Source organism: Persicobacter diffluens (assembly GCF_036244895.1).
GTDB classification, from domain to species: domain Bacteria; phylum Bacteroidota; class Bacteroidia; order Cytophagales; family Cyclobacteriaceae; genus Persicobacter; species Persicobacter diffluens.
The window spans coordinates 281,723-306,484 of the sequence record NZ_BQKE01000004.1 but is presented as its reverse complement, the minus strand read 5'-3'; the positions used below and the strand labels follow the sequence as shown (position 1 = coordinate 306,484).

Below are 24,762 nucleotides of genomic sequence, written 5' to 3'. Positions count from 1 at the left end.
AGCCCAATAAAATCAATGCATTTAAACGGGTGGATTTTTATCAAATATTTAAAACACTTTTTATTTAAATTTTATATTATGGAATTTTTAGATTGGTTTGTTTTAGGAACCTTCTTTATCCTCCTCATCGGAATCGTGATCTGGGTGGTCATGCAGAAGGATGAAACCTCGGAGGATTACTTCCTGGCGGGAAGAAATGCGGGATGGATTGCCATTGGTACCTCAATTTTTGCATCTAACATTGGGTCGGAGCATTTGGTAGGATTAGCAGGAGCAGGAGCAGCAAATGGCATGGCCATGGCGCACTGGGAAATGCAGGGCTGGATTATTTTAGTATTAGGATGGGTATTTGTGCCATTTTACGACAGGATTAAGATCCTCACCATGCCGGAATATTTAGAAAAACGATTCAGCACCTCTTCAAGGACTTTCCTTTCTGTAATATCATTGGTGAGTTATGTCTTAACAAAAGTGGCGGTAACCGTTTACGCAGGGGGTGTCGTTTTTAAGGAAGTTTTCGGAATTGAATCTTTCTTAGGTATTGACTTCTTTTGGATTGGAGCAATTGGTCTGGTAGTCATCACGGGACTTTTTACAGTTTTTGGTGGGATGAAAGCAGTTTTATATACCTCTGTATTACAAACGCCCATCCTATTAATCGGTAGTTTGGCCATTTTATTTATTGGTTTGGACCAATTAGGAGGCTGGGGAGAATTGATGCGTATATGCTCCGAACACACTACTCCCTATGGAGATCCCATGACCTCTTTAATGCGTTCTTCTTCAGACCCGGATTTCCCCTGGACTGGGGTTATTTTAGGTTCTGCCATTATTGGTTTCTGGTATTGGTGTACTGACCAGTACATCGTACAACGTGTATTATCCGGAAAAGACGTTAAAAATGCAAGACGCGGTACGATCTTCGGTGCCTACTTAAAACTATTGCCAATTTTCATCTTCCTTATTCCGGGTATGATTGCTTTTGCATTACACCAAAAAGGATTATTGAACCTTACCTCCGCGGATGCTGCCTTCTCTATTATGGTATCCAATATCCTACCAGTAGGATTGAAAGGAGTAGTAGTAGGTGGAATTATTGCTGCACTCATGTCTTCTCTGGCCTCTTTATTCAACTCCTCTGCTATGCTTTTCACAGTGGATTTTTATCAGAAAATCAAACCTGATGCACCTGAAAAAGAGTTGGTAACCATCGGACGTATAGCTACGGTAGTAATTGTAATTTTAGGAGTTTTGTGGATTCCGGTAATGAAAAGTATAGGTAGTGTACTATACGCTTACCTGCAGGATGTACAATCCCTTTTGGCGCCTGGAATCGCAGCGGTGTTCTTATTAGGAGTATTGTGGAGAAAAACTACAGCACAGGCAAGTATTACCGGATTGGTCACCGGTTTCGTGATTGGAATGAGCCGCCTTGGACTCAAAGTTTTTGCAGATGCTTTGGATCAAAATGGTATTGTATATCAAGTCATGGTGGCGCCGAACTGGTTACACTTTGAAATTGCACTTTTCTTTTTAATTCTGGCCGTAATGATCATTGTTACCTTCGCTACCCATGGAGATAATTATTCCCTAGAAACCGAAGAGGAAGAATATCTGGAACAAGGAGAGGGACAAGTGGTGCTAAGCTCCCCTGCAGGCACTAAACAAAAATTGAAACCAGGACGCGGCCTAACGGTATGGGATAGCAGCCCTGAACAAAAAGAGGAAAATAGAAAGACTTGGGACAAATGGGATGTGGTACACTCTATTGTTATCGTAGCCATTACCCTTTTCATCTATATCTATTTCTTTTAACATTCATTTTCACCCAAAATAATTTTATAAGAGGAGTTTAATCAATGCAAAATTTTCCACATCGAATTGCGCCATTGGGAAAATTCATCGATTAGCCTCTCATTCCTTTAAAAGTTTAATAGGAAATGAATATGAAAACGCCTCACTGATCTATGGATCTTTGAGGCGTTTTTTTTAACCGATTATTCCTTAACCCGGATTAATCATGCTTAAATTACGAAGGAATAATTCCTTATTTCTAGTTTCATCCAACAAAGCAGAGGAAAGAAGAGCAAACAAGCTTGCCCAAATTTGGGCTTATTTAAATCACGACACAAACACGGTTACAAACTGACTTTAACCAGTCAGAGTGGAGCTTGGAAAGCTATCCATGAACTATTTTAGGGAAGGACATTTCCACCACCCTTTAACTATAAGACCATAAAACAGGGGAATAAAACTTCAACCCTAATGTAAAAAGTCGGGTACAGCTAGCTATTTGCTTCCAACAGGGGTTTATGGCAAAACAGCCCTCTAACCAGCCCGAGGGGGTGACACTTATTAGCGGCGGGGGGCAAGCCATCGTTCGGGAATTTGCTCCCAAACTAAACCTGAAGGCTTGAGGTGGAAAGAACCAATTTTAAAATGTGGATATTAATCGATATACAATTTTAGTGAAACCCTTTCAGGGGTTATATTTCCGTGGGTGATTTACCGATGGATTTTCACCCATCACTTTTTAGTTTAATCCCTTCAGGATTGATTTTTACAAAAAAAAACCGTTCTTGTTCGGGTCAGCCATTGATCGAATTTTTATCGCACAAGAGAATAATCCCTGCCTTCCTCCGGCAGGGCGCTGATTTACAAAACAACCAACATCCACCCTCCCCAAAAAAATGCTTATATTGCAGTCAATAAACCTAAACCGCAGCATGAAAGAGTTAGCCATCGGCACATCGGATTTTCGTAAGATCCGTCTTGAAGACAGTTATTACATTGATAAATCTTTATTCATTGAGGAGTTGATGAAAGGACATGGCCAAGCCTTACTGTTTCCACGTCCACGCCGATTTGGCAAAACCCTCAACATGAGCATGCTGAAATATTTCTTTGACATTGACCATGCCGAAGAAAACAGGCCACTTTTCAAGGGTTTGGCGATTGAAAACGCTCCCGCATGGGCGCATCAGGGGAAATATCCGGTAATATTTTTGACGTTTAAGGAGTTGAAGTGTCCCTCAATGGAGGGGTTTCGAGAGAAGTTCTTGGATTATCTCGTCGCTATTATTGAAACCAATTACCCTTATATTGAAGAGGTACAAGGTTTAGTTCGTAGCGAAAAACGATATCTAGATCGCCTTTTTGATTATAATTCAAGCCAAGCAGAATTAGAAAAGACATTAAAAACCCTTGGGGCAATTTTAAAAAAACACCATGGCATCGCCCCAATCCTGCTCATCGACGAATACGACGCCCCTATTCACGCTGCCCATACCCATGGCTACCTGCCCCAGATGCTCGATTTCATGCGCAACTTCCTGTCGGCGGGCTTCAAGGATAACGAACATTTGACCAAAGGCGTCATTACGGGCATATTGCGTGTGGCGAAGGAGAATATTTTTTCGGGCTTGAATAATATTACCACCTATTCGATTCTAAATCATCAATTTTCCGATAAATTCGGCTTAACCCAAGCGGAAGTGGATCAACTACTGACCGATGCAGATTGTACCGAAGATCGTGAAAAAGTCGCCAGTTGGTACAATGGTTATGCTTTTGGTGGGAACACTCAGATCTACAACCCTTGGTCTATTTTGAATTATGTGGGTAATATTGCTGATGGTTTAAGGGCCTACTGGGTCAACACTTCCTCCAATGAGCTGATCAAAGAAATATTACCAAAAGCCGACAAAAGTACCCAAGATATCCTTTTTGATCTGTTGAAGGAAGAGAAGGTAGTCGCTCGCATTGACGAATTTACCGTCTTTGATCATTTGTTTACAGGAAGGAATGAGACCGTTTTGGGCTTGTTGCTTTTTAGTGGCTACTTGACAGCCGAGCAACGAATGGACATCAACACCTATGAACTCCGTATTCCGAACAAGGAGATTTTGAGCATGTTCCGCATCATGCTGGAAGACCATGTCAGCGCAGGAACAGCGCAAGCCGGGGACACTGAATTGATGCGCTCGCTTTTGGAACAGCGAGGGGCCATTTTTGAGGATGAATTGAGAAAATACGTCCAGACGGCTTTCAGCTATTTTGATATCGGACAAGAAGGTAATCCGGAAAAAGTATACCATGCTTTTATGCTGGGACTGTTAGCGCATTTGGATAAGGATTATCATATCCGATCGAACAGAGAAGTGGGCTACGGGCGAGCTGACCTCTACTTTTACCCAAAAGACCCGTCCAATCCCAAAGCTTGGATTTTAGAATTCAAAAAGAAGCAGGTAGATGACGAGGGCGATTTGCAATCCTTAGCCGAGGAGGCACTTCAGCAAATCCACAGCCGTAATTATGAAACGGAAATTCTTGCGCACGGACATACGAACATCATGCGGATCGGGATTGCCTTTAAAGGGAAAGAGGTGGTTTGCGCTTTTTAAAAATTTTCTGTTTTTATAAATCAACAATAATCTACACGTAAATGATCACTCCCCAAGGCCAAACTGGTTATATCAACGGCATCCATTATAAAGATGGAAGTCTGGATTTCCTGCAGACCGCTGAAGGAAAGTTGGATATGACTGATCATGCCTATTATTACAATGTAATGGACCATTTGGGCAATGTGCGCCTGCTGGTAGATAAGGATGGTGCTGTTGAGCAGAGCACAGATTATTACCCTTTTGGATTGATCGCACGCGGGGGATCAACCGCCGCTAATAAATACCTCTATAATAATAAGGAGCTCCAGGAAGAAATCGGCTGGTATGACTATGGCGCAAGAATGTATGATCCTGCGATTGGGAGGTTTATGGTTCATGACCCTCTGGCTGAAGCATATTATTCACTTTCTCCTTATGGCTACGTAGCAGGCAACCCAATTGCAGCTAAAGATGAGAATGGAGAATGGATTAATTTTGTCGTTGGTGCAGCAATGGGTGCTGCAACAGATTATGCATTTCAAGTAGGGGTAAATCTTGTTGACGGTAAAGGATGGGATTCACTTACTGATATTGACGGAGTATCCATTGTTACATCTGCTGCTGCTGGTGCACTGGGTGTTGGAATAGGAAATACGATTAATAAAGGAGTTAAAGCAATGAAAGCTGCTAAAGTTATAACTAACAAAACTGGTCAAAAAGTCACTGAGCATGTTTTACAAGCTGCTAGCGATGCTACTATTAGCGTTGTAGGTAATATTGTTCAAGTAAATGAAATCACTGTAGAAGGTACTTTTATTGATGTTGGTACAGGACAACTAGGAAAAGGAATTGGCGATAAAGTCAAGAATAAAGCTCAAAATTCACCTACAGGTACGAATAAACGATTAAGAGCAGAACGTGCTCAAAAAAACCTTAAAAGAAAGCCTAATAACTCATCTAAACAAGCTGAAGCATCCTCTTCTCAGAAGTCATTTGATACTCATGGAGATAATAGATCAATAGCAGCAGGTTCTGTAGGATCTAATGCGCCTTCTAAAGTAGTAAAGGCAATAAAAGAAGAAAAGAAAAAATTGAGCAATGATGAAAGATAGAGTATTAATGTTTCTGGCAAAGTATATTATTCTAGTCATATGTATTATTGCACTTTTCATTCTTGAAGGAGGAATATATACTAAGATGGCTATTGGGGTAATGATAGGTTTAATGTGTCCCATTTACTGTGCTCAAATTGCGATTTCGGGACCTGATTTAAAATCAAATGCCAAAGTGATTACGTATTGTATTATCTCGACAGCAGTATCGCTACTATTTCTATTAAATTATGCGGGGAGAGTAATAATTGGGGTATGGATTGGCTTGTTGTTTATTATAAGCATACTAGCTATTATAGTTAGACGACTCATGAACAAATAAGTGCCAATACGAATCCCGTCAACCACCAAAGATCGGGCAATGTAAACTGAACGCTGCCCCCTCTGGTCCAAGCTAGGCTGTCTAAAATCGTGTTTCTCAAATAAATACAACCCTGTTCTGAGTGCGACAGAGGTGTTTCTTCTTTTAGAATCACCAGTTTGATCAGCATTTTCGACACGCTAGGTCCAAGCATCTCGCTTTGACCAAGTGTGCCTTCTAGCTTGATGAAACAAATAATCAAAAAAGGATTCCCCACCACGGAATCCTTTTTCTTTTACCTGAGCACCATCATCCACCCTCTCATTTCCCTGCATACGCCTGCTTGGCTATTGGCAGAAGCCAGCAGATGAACATTGGCGTAGCGGGTACAATGCTTGTTTTCCTCCGGCAGGGCGTTGATTTGCAAAACAACAAACATCCACCCTCCCCAAAAAAATGCTTATATTGCAGTCAATAAACCTAAACCGCAGCATGAAAGAGTTAGCCATCGGCACATCGGATTTTCGTAAGATCCGTCTTGAGGACAGTTATTACATTGATAAGTCTTTATTCATTGAGGAGTTGATGAAAGGACATGGCCAAGCCTTACTGTTTCCACGTCCACGCCGATTTGGCAAAACCCTCAACATGAGCATGCTGAAATATTTCTTTGACATTGACCATGCCGAAGAAAACAGACCACTTTTCAAGGGTTTGGCGATTGAAAACGCTCCCGCTTGGGCGCATCAGGGGAAATATCCGGTAATCTTTTTGACGTTTAAGGAGTTGAAGTGTCCCTCAATGGAGGGGTTTATCGCTAAATTTTTAGAGTATATAGCAGATTATGTTGAGGGTAGCTTTTCCTATTTGGAGGAATCGGATGGCTTATTGCGTAGTGAAAAAAGATTTATAGAGACCCTATTAGACCAGAAATCTGATCAAAAGGATTTAGAAAACGCATTGAAAAAAATAGGGCGTATGCTCAAGAAACACCATGGCATCGCCCCAATTCTGCTCATCGACGAATACGACGCCCCTATTCACGCTGCCCATACCCATGGCTACCTGCCCCAGATGCTCGATTTCATGCGCAACTTCCTGTCAGCGGGCTTCAAGGATAACGAACATTTGACCAAAGGCGTCATTACCGGCATCTTACGTGTGGCGAAGGAAAATATTTTTTCGGGCCTGAATAATATTACCACCTATTCGATGCTAAATCATCAATTTTCAGATAAATTCGGCTTGACCCAAGCGGAAGTGGATCAACTGCTGACAGATGCAGATTGTAGCGAAGATCGCGAAAAAGTGGCTAGTTGGTACAATGGTTATACTTTTGGTGGAAAGACTCAGATCTACAACCCTTGGTCCATTTTGAATTATGTAGGTAATATTGCTGATGGCTTAAGGGCCTACTGGGTCAACACTTCCTCCAATGAGCTCATCAAAGAAATATTACCAAAAGCCGACAAAAGCACACAAGATATCCTTTTTGATCTGTTGAGGGAAGAGAAGGTAGTCGCCCGCATTGACGAATTTACCATCTTTGATCATTTGTTTACAGGAAGGAATGAGACCGTTTTGGGTTTGTTGCTATTTAGTGGCTACCTGACGGCCGAGCAACGAATGGACATCAACACCTATGAACTCCGTATTCCAAACAAGGAGATTTTGAGCATGTTCCGCATCATGCTGGAAGACCATGTCAGTGCAGGAACGGCACAAGCCGGGGACACTGAATTGATGCGCTCCCTTTTGGAACAGCGAGGGGCCATTTTTGAGGATGAATTGAGAAAATACGTCCAAACGGCTTTCAGTTACTTTGACATCGGACAAGAAGGTAATCCGGAAAAAGTATACCATGCTTTTATGCTGGGACTCTTAGCGCATTTGGATAAAGATTATCATATCCGATCGAACAGAGAAGTGGGCTACGGGCGGGCGGACCTCTACTTTTACCCAAAAAACCCGTCCAATCCCAAAGCCTGGATTTTAGAATTCAAAAAGAAGCAGATAGATGACGAGGGCGATTTGCAATCTTTAGCCGAGGAGGCACTTCAGCAAATCCACAGCCGTAATTATGAAGCGGAAATTCTTGCGCACGGACATACGAACATCATGCGGATTGGAATTGCCTTTAAGGGGAAAGAGGTGGTGTGTGCTTTTTAGAAATTTGCTGTTTTTATAAATCAACCATAACCTACTCCAAATGATCAGTCCTCAAGGCCAAACAGATGATGTCGCCGGCATCCATTATCAAGATGGAAGCCTGGATTTCCTGCAGACCGCTGAAGGAAAAGTGGATATGGATGATCATGCCTATTATTATAATATCATGGACCATTTGGGTAATGTACGCCTGCTAGTGGATAAAGATGGTGGCGTTAAGCAGAGCACTAATTATAATTCATTTGGTTTGGTGGCTCGTAGGAGATCAAGTGGGGACAATAAGTACGGCTATAATAAAAAGGAGCTACAGGAAGAAACGGACTGGTATGACTATAGCGCAAGGATGTATGATCCCGCGATTGGGAGGTGGCATGTGGTGGATCCGCACTCAGAGAATTATTTGGAGATATCTCCATATCATTATGCTTTAAATAATCCCATAAATGCTATTGATCCAGATGGAAGGGATGGAATATTAATAATAGATGGGAATAAGTTAACTGTCAATATTACAATACATTATTCCAATGAGTCTATGAGTGGATTTCGTAATGGGGAATATACCGAAGAAGATTTTAGCGGTGATTTTGCAAAGTATTTCACCAATAGACCTGTTGAAATTGATGGAAAAGAATATGATGTTTCTTTTAATTTAAACATGGTTTCCTATGATAAAGATTCTGATTTGGCTAATTCGAAAATCCCTCAAGGCGAAATGACTTTATTGTTTGATTCAGATAAATCATCTAACAGTTATTCTGATATAAAACAAAGTATTAGAATGTCAAATCCAAGATATTCTGGCGGAATAGGGGAAACAGGAGGGTCTTTTAGCCATGAAATTCTTCATGGAATAGGAATGGAACACCCCTCAGAAAATGATGGAAGTTTAGGTTCTTACTCAATGGATAGGAAACTCAAAAATAAGGAAATATCAGATTCTCTTTCTCCAGTTTTAAAACAATCTAACGGTGAAAATGGTAGGTTTCTTATTCCGGGAAAAAACACTAGAATTAAAAGAGATGAAAATGGAAATAAGATTAAACAACCCAGAAGAAATCCGAAAAAGCTATAGGAAATTAATTTATATATTTTTATTTTCTTTAATATCTTGTGAATATAAAAATACTCATATAGTTAAATTAAATGGTAAGATCATAATAACATGCGTAAATCAAGACAAATCTTCATTTTGTGTAAATAGTGTTAAATATTACAATGAATTTAACGATGAATTTTATTTAAATGGTAATATTTGGGATAATTCAACTTACGCTTCACCTAGTATGGAAATTACAAATAGAGGGTCGCTGGAAAATTCTATTCATTGCCAAGATAAATTAAGAAATAGAGCATATTTCACGGGTGGGGATACCTATAAAATAGATGACACTAATATTTTCTTTATTGCCTTTCGTATAAAAGGAGATGGTTTTTGGGTTGATGTTTCTAAAAATAAGGATTACGTCCAAGAAATAAATAAAGTAGATATTGAAGACTTAAGTTATGAAAATCAATGCCCTGAAAATATTATATCAGAATCATATATAGTTCTATTAAAGGGATTTGAGACAGAAACATTATCAAAAAGTGATGTTGATTCCTTACAGTTTAAAAGAGTATATTTTGATAGGCTTATCAGATTAGAATAATTTCTGCAGTACTTAATGGCTAAATTCTCCCCCATCGGATCCTAGCATCCCGCTTTGACCTAGGCAGCCTTTCTGCCGGATAAAACAAAAATTCAAAATATTCAAAAGGATTCCCTCAAGCCGGAATCCTTTTTCTTTTACCTGAGTACCGCCATCCACCCCCTCATTTCCCTGCATACGCCTGCCGGGTATTGGCAGAAGCCAGCAGATTATCAATGGCATAGAGAATGCAATGTTTGTCCTCCTCCGGCAGGGCGCTGATTTACAAAACAACCAACATCCACCCTCCCAAAAAATGCTTATATTGCCGTCAATAAACCTAAACCGCAGCATGAAAGAGTTAGCCATCGGCACATCGGATTTTCGTAAGATCCGTCTTGAGGACAGTTATTACATTGATAAGTCTTTATTCATTGAGGAGTTGATGAAAGGACATGGCCAAGCCTTACTGTTTCCACGTCCCCGCCGATTTGGTAAAACCCTCAACATGAGCATGCTGAAATATTTCTTTGACATCGACCATGCCGAAGAAAACAGACCACTCTTCAAGGGCTTGGCGATTGAAAACGCTCCCGCCTGGGCGCATCAGGGGAAATATCCGGTGATCTTTTTGACGTTTAAGGAGTTGAAGTGTGCCTCAATGGAGGAGTTTATCGCTAAATTTTTAGAGTATATAGCAGATTATGTTGAGGGTAGCTTTTCCTATTTGGAGGAATCGGATGGCTTATTGCGTAGTGAAAAAAGATTTATAGAGACCCTATTAGACCAGAAATCTGATCAAAAGGATTTAGAAAACGCATTGAAAAAAATAGGGCGTATGCTCAAGAAACACCATGGCATCGCCCCAATTCTGCTCATCGACGAATACGACGCCCCTATTCACGCTGCCCATACCCATGGCTACCTGCCCCAGATGCTCGATTTCATGCGCAACTTCCTGTCGGCGGGCTTCAAGGATAACGAACATTTGACCAAAGGCGTCATTACCGGCATCTTACGTGTGGCGAAGGAAAATATTTTTTCGGGCCTGAATAATATTACCACCTACTCAATCCTGGACGAAGACTTTGCAGACAAGTTCGGCATTACAGCGCCTGAAGTCGATCAATTATTGCTGGATGCGGGATTGGCCTCAAGCAGGGAAGCAGTAAGAGAATGGTACAATGGATATCGGTTTGGCGATACAGAGCAAATTTATAATCCGTGGTCGATTCTAAGCTTTGTTAATAAAAAAGGCAAATTGATTCCCTACTGGGTCAACACTTCCTCCAATGAGCTGATTAAAGAAATTTTACCAAAAGCAGATAAAAGGACTCAGGATGTGCTGTTTGATTTATTGAAGGAGGAAAAGGTAGTCGCCCGCATTGACGAATTTACCGTCTTTGATCATTTGTTTACAGGAAGGAATGAGACCGTTTTGGGTTTGTTGCTTTTTAGTGGCTACCTGACGGCCGAGCAACGAATAGACATCAACACCTATGAACTCCGTATTCCAAACAAGGAGATTTTGAGCATGTTCCGCATCATGCTGGAGGATCATGTCAGTGCAGGAACGGCACAAGCCGGGGACACTGAATTGATGCGCTCCCTTTTGGAACAGCGAGGGGCCATTTTTGAGGATGAATTGAGAAAATACGTCCAAACGGCTTTCAGTTACTTTGACATCGGACAAGAAGGTAATCCGGAAAAAGTATACCATGCTTTTATGCTGGGACTCTTAGCGCATTTGGATAAAGATTATCATATCCGATCGAACAGAGAAGTGGGCTACGGGCGGGCGGACCTCTACTTTTACCCAAAAGACCCGTCCAATCCAAAAGCCTGGATTTTAGAATTCAAAAAGAAGCAGATAGATGACGAGGGCGATTTGCAATCTTTAGCCGAGGAGGCACTTCAGCAAATCCACAGCCGTAATTATGAAGCGGAAATTCTTGCGCACGGACATACGAACATCATGCGGATTGGAATTGCCTTTAAAGGAAAAGAGGTGGTTTGTGCTTTTTAGAAATTTGCTGTTTTTAGAAATCAACCATAACCTACTCGAAAATGATCAGTCCTCAAGGCCAAACAGATGTTTTCGCTGGCATTACTTGTCAAGAGGGAAGCCTGGATTTCCTGCAGACCGCTGAAGGAAAAGTGGATATGGATGATCATGCCTATTATTACAATGTAATGGACCATTTGGGCAATGTTCTCCTGTTGGTAGATAAAGATGGTGGCGTTAAGCAGAGCACGAATTATAATTCATTTGGTTTGGTGGCTAGTGGGGGATCGAGTGGGGACAATAAGTACCTCTACAATAATAAGGAGCTACAGGAAGAAACCGGCTGGTATGACTATGGCGCAAGGATGTATGATCCCGCGATAGGTAGATTTCATACGCAAGATAGGTTTGCGGAGAAATATTTAGACTTTACTCCTTATCAATATGGAGCAAATAATCCTATCAGATTTATTGATGTGAATGGGGATAGTTTAATGCTATTCAAAAATGGGGAATATATAACTACTATTGACGATGGAAAAGAAGAAATAACAGGCTTCAATCAAACTTCTGTTACAACCAACGGGAAGGAGGAGTTTACTGGTGGGCAGAGATTTTCTTTTAATGATATTCAAGATGATAAGGGTAAATTAGAAAGAGGAGATATGTTCTTAAATTTTGTAGATCAAGACCAACTTGATAATTTTGTATCCAAGAGTGGGGCTTTAGAACAAGGTGTTTTTACAAGATGGTACTATGCAGCGACTCAAAGCAATGCCATGGAAGGAGAAGGGAAAATGGACGGCTCTGATCAATTTCCGTGGCAAGGTTTAAGTATTATCAATGGAGTTGGATATAATGCTGCTGATGCTGGTAATTATCTTTGGGGTTATACAATGCGCAAAATGGGATATACAAGTGTGATGTCTAGAACTGCTGCACATATAAATGCTTGGTGGTCCGCAAAAGAAAGTAATGGTAGAGGAAGTTCTAACCCTAACAAGTTTATAAGGTTTTTTGAAAATAGATCGTGGGGAGGTGATTCCGCAGGTGATCAACGAGCTATACAGAATGGAATAAACGATGCAGGAAGTTATTGGGAGTATAAAAAAAGGTCATTTAAAAAATTTTAGATATGTCTCCGTATAAATTTATAATATATTTTAGTATAATCATATTGACTAACTGCCAAACAAGTAAGACTATTGATTGCGATACAGTATCTGAGAATTTCTATTTTTTAAATAGAAATAAAAAATTTAATGCCTTGTATTCCATAGCTGTTGCTTCATATCGTACAAAGGCGATATATAATGAAGAAACAAAAAAAATAGATTTACAAGTTGAACGTATTGATATTTTAGACTCTGTTGAAAATTCATCTTATATTATCCCAATTTTTAAGTTTAGCGCAGATAGTATTGAAAAAAGACAGGCATACTCACGCCTAAACAAGTCCTCGAAGTTATTCTTTGAAAGAATTAAAGGAGATCCCTTCAATTCTTATGTTGAGTACGTTAATGCTTTTCATATTGAATATAATGATATAGAAATCCCAGAATCAGTAGGTTATTCGAACATAAGTATAGAAGGGAATTTAAAAAATGGAAGGAGAATAATATTTCACCTGACGGAGAGATGTAAATTGTATTATATAAATGAACCCGATAAACTAAATATATATTGGAGAAAAAAAATTAACAAATGCAAAAAGTTAGACACGAATTGGTATTATGATCATGAAGGCTCCTCTCTTTGAAAAGGTCACCTTTCCGCCGGATAAAACAAATAATTCAAAATACCAAAAAAGGATTCCCCAGCACGGAATCCTTTTTCTTTTACCTGAGCATGATCATCCACCCTCTCACTTCCCTGTATACGCCTGCCGGGTATTGGCAGAAGCCAGCAGATTATCAATGGTATAGAGAATGCAATGTTTGTCCTCCTCCGGCAGGGCGTTAATTTGCTGCAGGCGTTTATGAGAGAACATCACTCCAATACCCCCAAGGGCGGGCACTATTAATGCGTGTTTAAAGGCCCACCATCCGGCGGCAAATTCGAATTATTGGAAGCGATTTTGGATAATTTCTCAACAATAGCGATGCTATTCTCTCAAAATAATCGGGTATCGCTTCTGCAATAAGCAAATTTTCGCTGCGAATTTTGGCCTTTAAACATGCTCTAAAAGGTGGAATCACCTATACTCTTTCAATATCAGGAAATGTTTCACTACTAAAACTGCTCCAAATAATCACTAAAAGTAGAGATAGGAATAAGCATATTATCCGTAATATTACTTTCTGAGGTGTTTTTATAGGCATAGCGAATACCCACAATATCCGAATCCGGCTTATTCAACACCACCATATTTTTCACAATTTTTGCCTCCGCCTGCAACCACTCCCCTTCATTCGTTAATAATTCGAACAATGAGTTTTTAGATTGATGAAACTGTAAATCCCCCTGAATATTAGAAAAATATACATTTATTTTTCCCTTACTCACTTCAAAATGGTCATACTGAGGGCCGTTCATATTTTTGACGGTTCGACCATAATCATTTTGAAAGGCCAGATGGGCAAATCTGCGGCCTACATCTACTTTATTTCTTGGGTGAATATCTGTTAGATTTCCAATATCAGAAATCATGACCATGCCGGTATGACCCACCCTATCCAATACCAGACGCTGCTGATCACGAATAATAGCGCCATTGACATTATCCTCCCCGTAGCCGTTGTATGGGGCTATTTGAGCAAAATAAAAAGGAAAATCCGATCCCCAGGCACTTCTCCAGGCATTAATCAATCCGGCAAATGCTCTGGAATAGGTAGCGGCATTTTCCACATTGGATTCTCCCTGATACCAGATCGCCCCTTTAATTTTAAAGGGAATAATGGGATGTATCATGGCATTAAATACCCGACCCGGCTCTATCGGGCACCAAGGCATGGCGGGTAAAAGCTGAGCAGCTTCCCGCAGCGCGCGATCATTGTTGACACTGGCCTCCGGCATCCAAACCTCTATAGGCGTACCACCCCAGGAGGCATTTATCAAACCCACGGGAGCCGACAGCTCCTGATGCAAATCTCTACCGAAAAAATAAAGCACCGCACTGAAATCCCGCATAGTTGCAGGAGTGCACTTCACCCATCGGCCGGCATGCATTTGCTGTGGTGTGAGGGCCACACTGGTGGGCATGGTAAAAAAGCGAATGTCCTCAAAATTTGCCTGAGCCGCCTCTTTTTCTCCATCTTCTATCCCCAAATTCACCGACCATTCCATATTGGACTGCCCACTTCCCAACCAGACCTCACCAATAAGGATATCTTTAATTGCAATGCTATTCCATCCTTCAATCAACATTTCATATGGCCCTCCGGCTGCGGGCGTTTGCACCTCCAGTTCCCAATAAGACTGACTGGTGACCTGTACGGAATCTATATGATCCGGCGCCCAGGTGGTAGAGATTTTAACCATCTCATAAGGTTTTCCCCAGCCCCATATTTTCACCCTGGCCTGTTGTTGCAGTACCATATGATCACTAAAAATACCCGGCAAGCTAACATGTGCCCAGCTAAACTCTGCGAATCCCACAAGCAGGAGCACGGCTAAAAAAAATCTTTTAATCAATTGAAGCATCATCGTTATATTAATTTAAATAAAGCACCCATGAAAATCATCCATGAGTGCTTGAACATGGTTTATTCTATCAGAATTTTCTTCACTACCTGCCGCTGTCCCTGGCTGATTTTCAACAAATAAAATTGCTGATGACCATTAAAGGGCAAGCTGATCAAATTTCGATATGCATTTAATTTTTGAGTCAATATTTCCTGACCATTAATGGTATAAATAGTTAATTCTCCTAAAGCATTCAGTTGGTCATCCAGTACAATATGTAATTGACTTCCCTTAACAGGATTAGGATAAACGGTAATTTCCATTTCTCTTTCGATCAGTTGTCGCTGGTTACTCTCCTGACAGGGATATCCCTCCGTAGCGGCACAATAGATACTATAGGCACCACTTTGGGCAGTGAGCACTAAGTTTTCACCGTCAAGTCCAATCCAATAGGCCCCATCCATTCCCGCTACGCCACTACCACTGAATGTCACCTCAGGAGCTGCTGTATTAAAGGCGTAAGTCATATTTTCCCTAAGATCCTTATACCAGGCCGGATTACCGTTATTGGTTTGAATGGAAAATTGCCATAAACCGTTTAAATTTAAATCCCAATTAATTGTCACACCGGTAAAATTCGAAAGATCAGGCCCTTCACCAATTACATAAATATAATTATAAGTTTTATTTAATGAAGGAAGTGCCGTTGTCATAGGCAAATTAAAATCACAATCACCTCCACCGGTATTTTCTTCTTCCACCGAAATAATGAGAGCAGTAGTGCCAAACCCTCCTTCATTATCGGTTACCGACAAAATAACCTCAAAATCTCCTGCCTCCGTAAAGGTGTAAGTAACCACACTTCCGGTCTGCGCTTCCCCATTACCAAAGCTCCACTCGTAAGCTACTATTTCTCCATCTGGATCATAGCTTTGGCTACCATCAAAATTAACAGTGAGGGGCGCTAACCCTTCGGCAATATCCACTTCAAATGCCGCGATGGGTAATTGGTTTTCACCTTCGGCGATCACCGTGATATTGAGGCTGTCAGTAGCAGTCCATTCCCCATCGGAGACCGTTAACACCACCAAATAATTGCCCACCAATTCAAATTCATGTGTAGGCGACATTTCACTGCTGCCAATGCCATCTCCAAAATCCCAGGTATAGGATAAACCTGCCCCTTCGGGATCCCTGCTTTCTTCACCACTAAACTGTACCAATAATGGGGCCTGTCCGGTGCTTACATCCGAGGAAGCCACGGCTACCGGCGGCTGGTTTACTGCCGGATCGTTTACAGTAATCACTATAGATTTACTGGCGGACAAACTACCATCAGAAACCGTCAGACTGGCGGCAAATTGCCCTGCGGTAGCATACGCATGACTAGCCGTAAGGCCGGAAGCAGTTTCCCCATCTCCGAAATTCCAGAGATAAGAAAGGGCGTCTCCGTCCGGATCATAACTGGCAGAAGCATCAAAATCAACAGTTAAGGGAAGTTCCCCCTCCGTAACAGAAGTAGTGAAAAGTGCTATTGGTGCATTATTGGAGGCTTCATCTGTCGCCTCTCCATAGACAATTCCTCTACCGGCCGTACTCATATAAACCCGGCCAAAAACATTGGCGTCTCCGACAATAAACTCTCCATTGGCCAGGCCACCATATTCATGTTCATCATCATTCACCCTTAGCCAGGATTGCCCCTGATCCGTGGAGCGAAATACCCCCGTTACGCCACCAACCGTTCCGTAAATAAAAATAGTTGGATAGGCTCCGGCCGATATTTCCTTCCCAAAGCCGACCGCCTCGCAAGAGCTCACTCCCTCCACATTTGAAAAAGAAGCGCCCATATCGGTGGTAACGGCTAAACCTCCATTTGGCGCCAGCGGCACATAGACGTGTCCCTCATAAGCCGGCACAGCACGTGCCGCCATAAAACTACTGGTACCGGCATAGCCTGCCTGCTGAAAGGAAGCCCCTTTATCCTGACTCACATACAAATATCCATTATCCTTATTATAGGCATAAAACACATTCTCATTTTGCGTATCCGCTGCTGGCCTACAATAAAATTCAATACCTTCAGATTTACTCCAGGAAGAATTTTGATAATAAAACAATTCAGGATGACCCATATTGGTCGTCTGACTGGGATCCCATGGAGCCGGCTGGTTACTGAAGGGCGCCCAAACGACTACCGCGCCATCTGCTGACATGGCCAGCTTTCCTTTGCTGAGTTTACCACTGGTGGGAATCACACTTACCGGACTAGGTTCGGCATAAATCTGGTTCCAGCTAAGCCCACCATCAGAAGAGAGGGTGACGGCGCAAATCTCCACCTCATTACCATTGACATTGGCGGAGGTACCAGCAGATTTCGCCATATTATTTGGACTATTATAGGCAAAGGCTAAACCGGTGGTGGAGCCCATTGCCACGGATTGCCCCTGGATGATGGTTTGGTGTCTGCCCGTAGGTGCGGCCTGGGTAATGTCTTCATGTACGAAGCCATCATAATCCAAAATCGCCGATACCAATGGCCCGCCCGGAATGCTTACTACTTCTTCGGGAACGGTCTCTTCAATGCCGTGGGCTACAAATTTCCAGTTGCTTTTTCCGATATAGGTATACACCTGCTCATTATTCACCCACTCTCCTACCGAATCCATCTCCGATAAGTTTTCGGTGGCAAAAACTCCATTCCCGGAGGTCACAAATGCTCTTTCGGAATTGTAAGGATCAATCACAGCCGCCCCATTCCAGTGTATGGTATTACCTACTATCCAGGGAATTCCATTTTCACTGAGCATCTCATAATCCGGACTAAAGCCGCCCTCTGTCCAATAAAAGCGGAACATCTCGCGCCAGCTTTCCCCTCCATCTTCGGTAAGAAAAATATTATCTCCCCAAACATCTTTCCAGCTGCCCTCAACATTCCAGTATTGGGTTCCCCGCCAGGAATTAATGGAAGTCACCAATATGCGGTCTTCATTTTGAGGATCAATAGAGATCCCGCTATACGCTCCATAATGAATATTTTCGTCTGATAAAGCGTCCAGATCCTGATAAAAGTCCTGGGGGGAAATGTTGGTCCAACTGCTCGTGGCCACCTCACATTTAAAGACAGCGCCCCGATTATAATAATCCGTAACGCCATCCCAAAGCATCGCATGAGGGCCGCCCCCATTTCCATAAGTAATGTAAAGTTTGGATCCATCCGCCGAAATGGCCATGCGCTGCGGCATAATTTCCCCCTCAGTCGGGCGATTGGCCATTAGCGTCCAACTTTCGCCTCCATCCTGACTGACATACAAATTTTCTCCTGCCCGGGAAACCCCGGCATAAATGGTTTGGCTGGAGGTGCCATTGCCGGAGGCCGGATCAAAAAGCACCACACAAACCCCGGCCTGATTAGCCGTAGCAGTGGTAAGCGGGAAGCTGCTAACCTGTTGCCAGGAGCTGCCCCGATCGGTACTTTTCCATAAACCATTGAAGCGAGTACCGCAAAAAATAACATTGCTGTTATTGGGATCAACCGCAATACGCTCCCCATTGGCTCGGCCCATTCCATTCCCATGGGCTTTAAATTGACTGGTCACATCAAAGGTTTCCCAACTTTCTCCATAATCTTCTGAGCGCAGGAACATGGATTTTCCGTCATTCCAATAAGAAGTACCAGCCAACATATACAGTCGACCAGGTACATTGGGATCCACAGCGATTCCATCAATCCCTAACAAACCCCGCTCATTGACCGAGACCCAGTCCATCAGGGAAATCCAGCGCTGGTTAGCTTCATCCCAACGATAAGCCCCGCCCACGTCGGTACGTGCATAAAACACATTCGGGTCATTGGGAGCGGAAATGACGGCAGAAACAAAGCCGCCACCACCGATGGCGACATTGTTCCAGGAATAATTAGTTTGGGCTACTGATTTTTCAATTATGAAAAACAGTGTTAAAAAAAACAGTAAGTTTTTGATCTTTTTCATAAAAAGAGTCCTTTTGGTTAAAAAAATGTTAAGGAAATTAACCTACCTAATTGACTCCTTTATGTTGTAATGATAATAATCAATACCGAATTTGATAAATATTGCCTCATTTGCAGTGCGACCTATTTTTCCAGTATACTTTTTTTATTGACAAACCAAAATTCCCGCAGGTGGAATCGGATTTTGTCCGAAAAGGACTTTTTGCTCCTTATCAATGGCTAAAGTGTAAGCGTTTGAACTATAATTTACCCAAACCTGAACGCCCTGGTGCCAGTAGGAAAAGACTCCTTCCGGAAGAGGCTTTACATCCAGCCCATTACTCGCCAGAAAGTGCTCCAAACATGCTGCCTCTAAGGCCCCATCCGAAGCATAGGCCCCTAAATACCAAACAGCCCCTTTACCCAGTTTATTCTTCACCATGGCTGCTTTTCCTTCATAAAACTGGTCCGCATAACTTCCAATGACCTCGGCCTCTTCCACTTCTAGCAAATCAGCCCAAATATCCCACGAAAGCGATTGGTTTCCGAAATCAATTTTACCCACTTTCCCGAAGGGCAACATATCAAAGGCTTCAATTTTGGCCCCGATTAACGAACTCATGATCCCACTGAAATCATCTTCCCACAGGTGGTTATTTTTATCCTTGGCACCTGTACGTGCCGTAAGGAATAATTGTCCGCCATGCTCGACATATTTTTTCCATTTATCCACTAAAGCCTGATCCACCATTTCATAAGCAGGCACCACCATAAATGGATATTGATTAAAATCTTCCTCCTCATGGATAAACGTTACCGGATTCCCCATCCTATTTAAAAGGGAATGAAAGCGGTGAAGAATTTCCCAGCTATTCCATTTTTGAGTTTGCCCCTGCGTATTTAAATTCCAAAAATTATCATAACTCCAAAGGACAGCCGTCTTCCTTTTAGCCCAGGACTTTGGTAAGTTGGACGTAGGATTTGCCACTTTCTTAAGCTGTTTTAATTCGTCCATAAATTCAACATATTCCTTTCCCCCCATAGATAGCGTTTCGCCATCAGGTAACACAATGCCCGCATGATATTGCTCAGACCCGTACAATACCTGACGATACCGATAGGTACAGGCATAAGCACTCCCACCGGCAAAGCAATGCCACAGCCACATTTTTACGGTTCCGGGAAGTAAAAGGCTATTCACCCCAGCCCAGTTGACCTGCCCGGGTTGCAGCTCCATCACCCCGGTAAGTCCGGCCTGAGAACGGAAATAATCATTGGCATGCAGCAGAACGTTAGGATCGCCAATGCGGAATCCCTGTTCCCCAAGGTTGGCGCTTCCATAGTTTGGGTAGGCTGTAAAGGAAGGAAAATCCAAATCATGCGTGCGGGAAGGATCTGCCCCATAGCTTTTCGCAACATAGTTAGTGGTTATTTGCTGCTCAGGCGCCACATATTTGCGAATGATACGCGCCTGCAGATCCAAAAATTTGGCCTGCTGGTCTGCGGTAAAACGATCAAAATCCAATAGGGCAATCGGGTTAGTTCCCCACCAGCCTACCTGGCTTTGGTTATGAATATTGACCGCCTCAAAACTATCATAATGCTGACTCCAAAAAGCCGTACCCCAGGCGTAATTCAGGCCGGAGATGGTTTTATACTTGGCTTTTAACCATTTTTGGAAAGCTACCTGAGCGGAGGGGCTATAGTCTTTTTTGCCTTCCGGTTCATTATCTATTTGCCAGGCTACAATGGAGGAACGATTGGCATAATGCTTTGCCATGGCCGTCACCATGCCCTCCGTTAGGGCAATGGCTTTGGGGTTAGTCACTGAAATGTTGGCACGGGTCCCATGTTCCTTTCGTTGGTAATGGCTATCCTGCAAGTAAACTTCCGGGTATTTATCCGTCATCCATTTTGGAGGACAGGGCGTTGGCGTCCCCAAAACCACTTTTAGCTCATATTTTTCTGCCAGGCCTACCACCCGATCCAACCAGTCAAAATCATATTGCCCTTCCAGGGGTTCCATTTGAGCCCAGGCAAATTCTGCCATATGGATAAATTCAAATCCCAGGGAAGCAATATTTTTAATATCCCGTTCCCACTGCTCCTCAGGGCACTGTTCCGGATAATAATAAACCCCAACCTTCATTAGCTCCTCTGAGCGGAAATACTGCCCCCAGCTATTGATGGAAGCCAGTAAGCATAAGCAAAACAATAATGATTTCTTCATTTAAATAACTTTAAAAAATAGATTATCCACTGTAAAGTGAAATCTCAACAATCCTTTATGATCCACAAGGAGCCCTGAATTCGATGCTATAGGGAAATATAATTATACTCTATTGCTTAAAAACAACCGGGAAGCTATCCGTCGGCATCATTACTTTACTCCCATAATGATAAACCTCTTTTTCAAAGCGCTAAAAACAATTCTCCCTGTAGAAAAAAGTCACTAATCGCAATATTTAAATTTGTCCAGAATTTTTATACCAGTATATACTTTTTACCTGCCAACCACTGGACTCGTCAGCCTTTAGCATCCTTTTTTATTCCTCCAATTTCGGGAACTTCCATGTTATTTCTTCCACTGTATTGTTGGTAAATAGGACATTTTAATCTTTGATAAAATCACCTCAGCATGAAAAACCCGGCGGATATCAGAGAAACAAGGGAGAGTCCCCCAACCCTCCCTTTTACAAGGCTCCTTCCAAGCATGGACTGCAATTTTTTCAATGCTGGAGAGCAACCCTGTAACCACTATTTAATCGACTCTACTAATTCAAACTGAGTAGATTCTCCTCCAATACATACTTTAAAAGTACCGGTTTCTGCCACCCACTGCTGATCGATTCCTACAAATGCCAGGTCTTTTTCTTCCAGCTTAAACACTACTTTTTCACTCGCCCCTGGCTGAAGGTCAATCTTTTGGAATCTTTTCAGTCTTTTTACGCTTGGTGAAACGGTCGCGACCAGATCAGACAAATACAATTGCACCACCTCTTTTCCGGCACGCTTACCCACGTTTTTCACTTCCACGGTAATCTTTAAGGAACCATTTCTACTCATGGAAGCACTACTGATCTCCAAATTACTATATTCAAACTGAGTGTAACTTAGCCCATAACCAAATTCCCACTGTGGATTAAAGAAGGGCTCGGTGTATTCATTACCATCATTGTGTGCTAAACCTTCTGACACTTTATGATAATAAGGCACCAAATCATTGGTATAGCGTGGATAGGTATAAGGCAATTTCCCACTTGGATTCACCTCACCGGTAAGAATTTCCGACAAGGCATCAGCACCATAATTACCTGGTAAATAAGTATGTAAAACCGCCGGAATATCCGACACAATGTCATGGATGACTCTGGGACGTCCTGCAGTTAACACTAATATGACCGGTTTTCCGGTAGCGGAAGCCACTTTGGCCAGCGCTCTTTGATTAGCGGATATAGAAAGGTCATTTAAGTCCCCCGGCTTCTCCGTATAAGAATTTTCCCCCAGACAAAGTACAATATAGTCCACCGCCTCGGCCGCTTTGGTGATCTCCTCCGGATTTACCCATTGGTCCACATCATAACTCGCAGCCATATCATAACTCACCCCCTCAATCAGATTAATATTCTTTTTACCAAATTTATTAACAAAGGCCTCATAAATGGTGTGATATTCCTGCGCATATTGATCAGTCACATCGCCCTGCCAGCTATATGACCAGCCACCATTTAAAGGACGCATGCTATTCGCATTTGGGCCACATAGTAAAATTTTACTCTTCTTACTAATGGGCAAAAAGCCTGCCTCATTTTTCAATAAGGTGATGGATTCTGCGGCCAAATCAAATGCTACCTGCTGATGCTTTTTACTCGCAAACGCCGGATAGTCGCCCGGTACCACTTTGTAATTTTCGAATAGGCCTAATTCCTGCTTCATCTTCAATATTCTTCGAACGGACAGATCGATCCTTTCCATGGAAATCTCTCCATCTTCCACCAAACTGATCAGGATAGGGCCAAAATCCAAGTCCAATGGCACCATAGACATATCTACTCCGGCATCGATAGCCATTTTTACTGCCTGACGTTTATCTTTAGCCACCGCATGTCGCTCCACCAAATTCCAAATGTCAAACCAATCTGTTACGGCCACCCCTTCAAAACCCATTTCGTCTCGTAAAATATCAGTTAACAACCATTTGGAAGCATGCACCGGCACGCCATTCACCTCTCCGGAATTGATCATGATGGACTTCGCTCCGGCGTCAATAGCCGCCTGAAAAGGAGGTAGAAAATACTCCCGCATCATGCGTTCGGGAATCCAGGCAGGTGAACGATCTTTTCCACTTTTTGGCGCACCATAACCTACAAAATGTTTGAGGCAAGCAGCTATTCTATCCTTTTGTGCCACATCGTCTCCCTGAAATCCTTTGGTCATCGCCACACCCATTTCTGCCATAAGGTGAGGATCTTCCCCAAAAGATTCCCACACGCGAGGCCATTCCGGGTTTACGGCTAAGTCAAGGGTTGGGCTAAAAGTCCAGGGAATACCCGAAGCCCGGGTCTCGTAAGCCGTTAGGGCGGCAGCCTGCTCTACCAGTTCTAAATTCCAACTAGCAGCCAGGCCAATTTCCTGAGGGTATAAAGTTGCTCCAATCGTATAATTAGCACCATGTATAGCATCAATACCATATAGTACCGGAATTTGTAAACGATCCTTCATGGCCACCTCCTGAATTTTATTGATGATTCCCCCCCATTTCTCAATGGTATGCGGCGTACCCGCGCAGTTAAGAATACTACCAATATGATGGCGGAGCAGGACGTCTTCCAACTTGGCCTCATCCAGCTCATGAGGAGATTTCATCTTGTATCCATCTCCTTTGGAGACCATCTCCAGGGTGAGTTGGGTCATTTGTCCTACTTTCTCGGACAGGGTCATTTTCCCAATTAAGGTATCAATATACTTATCTGAATCTTCCTGTGCGAAAGCTTCCGTTAGGACGCCCTGAAAATTCAATAACAAAATCCAAAAAAAAATCTTCTTCATAAAAAAATCAATATCAACTATTACTGGTACAAATATGAATAAAATTCACGCTTACGAGATAGTTGATATGTTTCAAGGGACTGCCCAAATGTTAATGTGAGGGAAAAAGCTTGAAAATCTCCATTTTGTAATTCGAGTAAATGAAAAATGTAACTGAGCGCGCATTTAAAAAGCCAAAATTCCCAGTGAAAAATTGATTATTGCCGAAGGGATACCCGACTATTTTGAGGGAATAGCAGTGCTATTTTTGAGAAATTATCCAAATCGCTTCCAATAATTCAAATTTACAGCCGGGTGGTGTGCTTTTAATCACACGCCTAAGCCGGATAATTCATCCTTAAATCCTCGTTTGGCTACAGAGCGTGAAAAATGAAGGAATAGTTTCCTTTTTCATTTTTCCTAAGGAGGCGGATGAATCAGGTGCCAGCAGGCTTTCCCCAATTTGGGTTATTAATAAATTAGTAAACACAACCTAATTGGGGGCGTAATTTTGAGCCAATTTATGGCGATGTATGA

14 protein-coding genes are annotated in these 24,762 nt (G+C 42.3%); 9 read left to right on the top strand and 5 right to left on the bottom strand.

Annotated features, from left to right (window positions below; translation table 11 throughout):
* Window positions 1-78 precede the first annotated feature (78 nt).
* The 9 genes from AAA970_RS23235 to AAA970_RS23195 all read left to right on the top strand — a co-directional run bounded on the left by AAA970_RS23235 (window position 79) and on the right by AAA970_RS23195 (window position 13,362).
* Complete coding sequence (locus AAA970_RS23235) at window positions 79-1,815, top strand: sodium:solute symporter (RefSeq protein WP_338239281.1); 1,737 nt, start codon at window positions 79-81, stop codon at window positions 1,813-1,815.
* Between the two features lie 911 nt (window positions 1,816-2,726).
* On the top strand, window positions 2,727-4,403 hold the full coding sequence (locus AAA970_RS23230) for an AAA family ATPase (RefSeq protein WP_338239280.1): 1,677 nt from the start codon (window positions 2,727-2,729) through the stop codon (window positions 4,401-4,403).
* Between the two features lie 41 nt (window positions 4,404-4,444).
* Window positions 4,445-5,497, top strand: a complete 1,053-nt coding sequence (locus tag AAA970_RS23225; protein ID WP_338239279.1) for an RHS repeat domain-containing protein — start codon at window positions 4,445-4,447, stop codon at window positions 5,495-5,497.
* A 793-nt stretch (window positions 5,498-6,290) separates the two neighbouring features.
* Window positions 6,291-7,967 (top strand): AAA family ATPase, encoded by a 1,677-nt coding sequence (locus tag AAA970_RS23220; protein WP_338239278.1) that lies wholly within the window; start codon window positions 6,291-6,293, stop codon window positions 7,965-7,967.
* A 40-nt stretch (window positions 7,968-8,007) separates the two neighbouring features.
* Window positions 8,008-9,042 carry an RHS repeat domain-containing protein gene (locus AAA970_RS23215; protein WP_338239277.1) on the top strand — a complete coding sequence of 345 codons (1,035 nt, stop codon included), beginning with the start codon at window positions 8,008-8,010 and terminating at the stop codon, window positions 9,040-9,042.
* On the top strand, window positions 8,996-9,619 hold the full coding sequence (locus AAA970_RS23210) for a hypothetical protein (RefSeq protein ID WP_338239276.1): 624 nt from the start codon (window positions 8,996-8,998) through the stop codon (window positions 9,617-9,619). The genes AAA970_RS23215 and AAA970_RS23210 overlap by 47 nt, the downstream gene beginning before the upstream one ends.
* Before the next feature lie 331 nt (window positions 9,620-9,950).
* A complete protein-coding gene (locus AAA970_RS23205) occupies window positions 9,951-11,624 on the top strand; it encodes an AAA family ATPase (protein WP_338239275.1) in 1,674 nt (557 codons plus the stop codon).
* 41 nt (window positions 11,625-11,665) lie between these two features.
* The gene (locus tag AAA970_RS23200) at window positions 11,666-12,736 is read left to right on the top strand and encodes an RHS repeat domain-containing protein (protein WP_338239274.1); all 1,071 of its coding nucleotides are present in this window, start codon (window positions 11,666-11,668) and stop codon (window positions 12,734-12,736) included.
* Window positions 12,737-12,738: 2 nt separating this feature from the next.
* Window positions 12,739-13,362, top strand: a complete 624-nt coding sequence (locus tag AAA970_RS23195) for a hypothetical protein (RefSeq protein ID WP_338239273.1) — start codon at window positions 12,739-12,741, stop codon at window positions 13,360-13,362.
* Window positions 13,363-13,467: 105 nt separating this feature from the next.
* Here the strand turns inward: AAA970_RS23195 and AAA970_RS23190 are convergent, their stop codons facing one another.
* The 5 genes from AAA970_RS23190 to AAA970_RS23170 all read right to left on the bottom strand — a co-directional run bounded on the left by AAA970_RS23190 (window position 13,468) and on the right by AAA970_RS23170 (window position 24,246).
* Window positions 13,468-13,620 (bottom strand): hypothetical protein, encoded by a 153-nt coding sequence (locus tag AAA970_RS23190; protein WP_338239272.1) that lies wholly within the window; start codon window positions 13,618-13,620, stop codon window positions 13,468-13,470.
* A 215-nt stretch (window positions 13,621-13,835) separates the two neighbouring features.
* The gene (locus tag AAA970_RS23185) at window positions 13,836-15,248 is read right to left on the bottom strand and encodes a sialate O-acetylesterase (RefSeq protein ID WP_338239271.1); all 1,413 of its coding nucleotides are present in this window, start codon (window positions 15,246-15,248) and stop codon (window positions 13,836-13,838) included.
* Window positions 15,249-15,307: 59 nt separating this feature from the next.
* Complete coding sequence (locus AAA970_RS23180) at window positions 15,308-19,219, bottom strand: PKD domain-containing protein (protein ID WP_338239270.1); 3,912 nt, start codon at window positions 19,217-19,219, stop codon at window positions 15,308-15,310.
* A gap of 144 nt (window positions 19,220-19,363) precedes the next feature.
* The gene (locus AAA970_RS23175; RefSeq protein ID WP_338239269.1) at window positions 19,364-21,427 is read right to left on the bottom strand and encodes a beta-galactosidase; all 2,064 of its coding nucleotides are present in this window, start codon (window positions 21,425-21,427) and stop codon (window positions 19,364-19,366) included.
* A 527-nt stretch (window positions 21,428-21,954) separates the two neighbouring features.
* Window positions 21,955-24,246 carry a glycoside hydrolase family 3 N-terminal domain-containing protein gene (locus AAA970_RS23170; RefSeq protein WP_338239268.1) on the bottom strand — a complete coding sequence of 764 codons (2,292 nt, stop codon included), beginning with the start codon at window positions 24,244-24,246 and terminating at the stop codon, window positions 21,955-21,957.
* Between the last annotated feature and the right edge of the window lie 516 nt (window positions 24,247-24,762).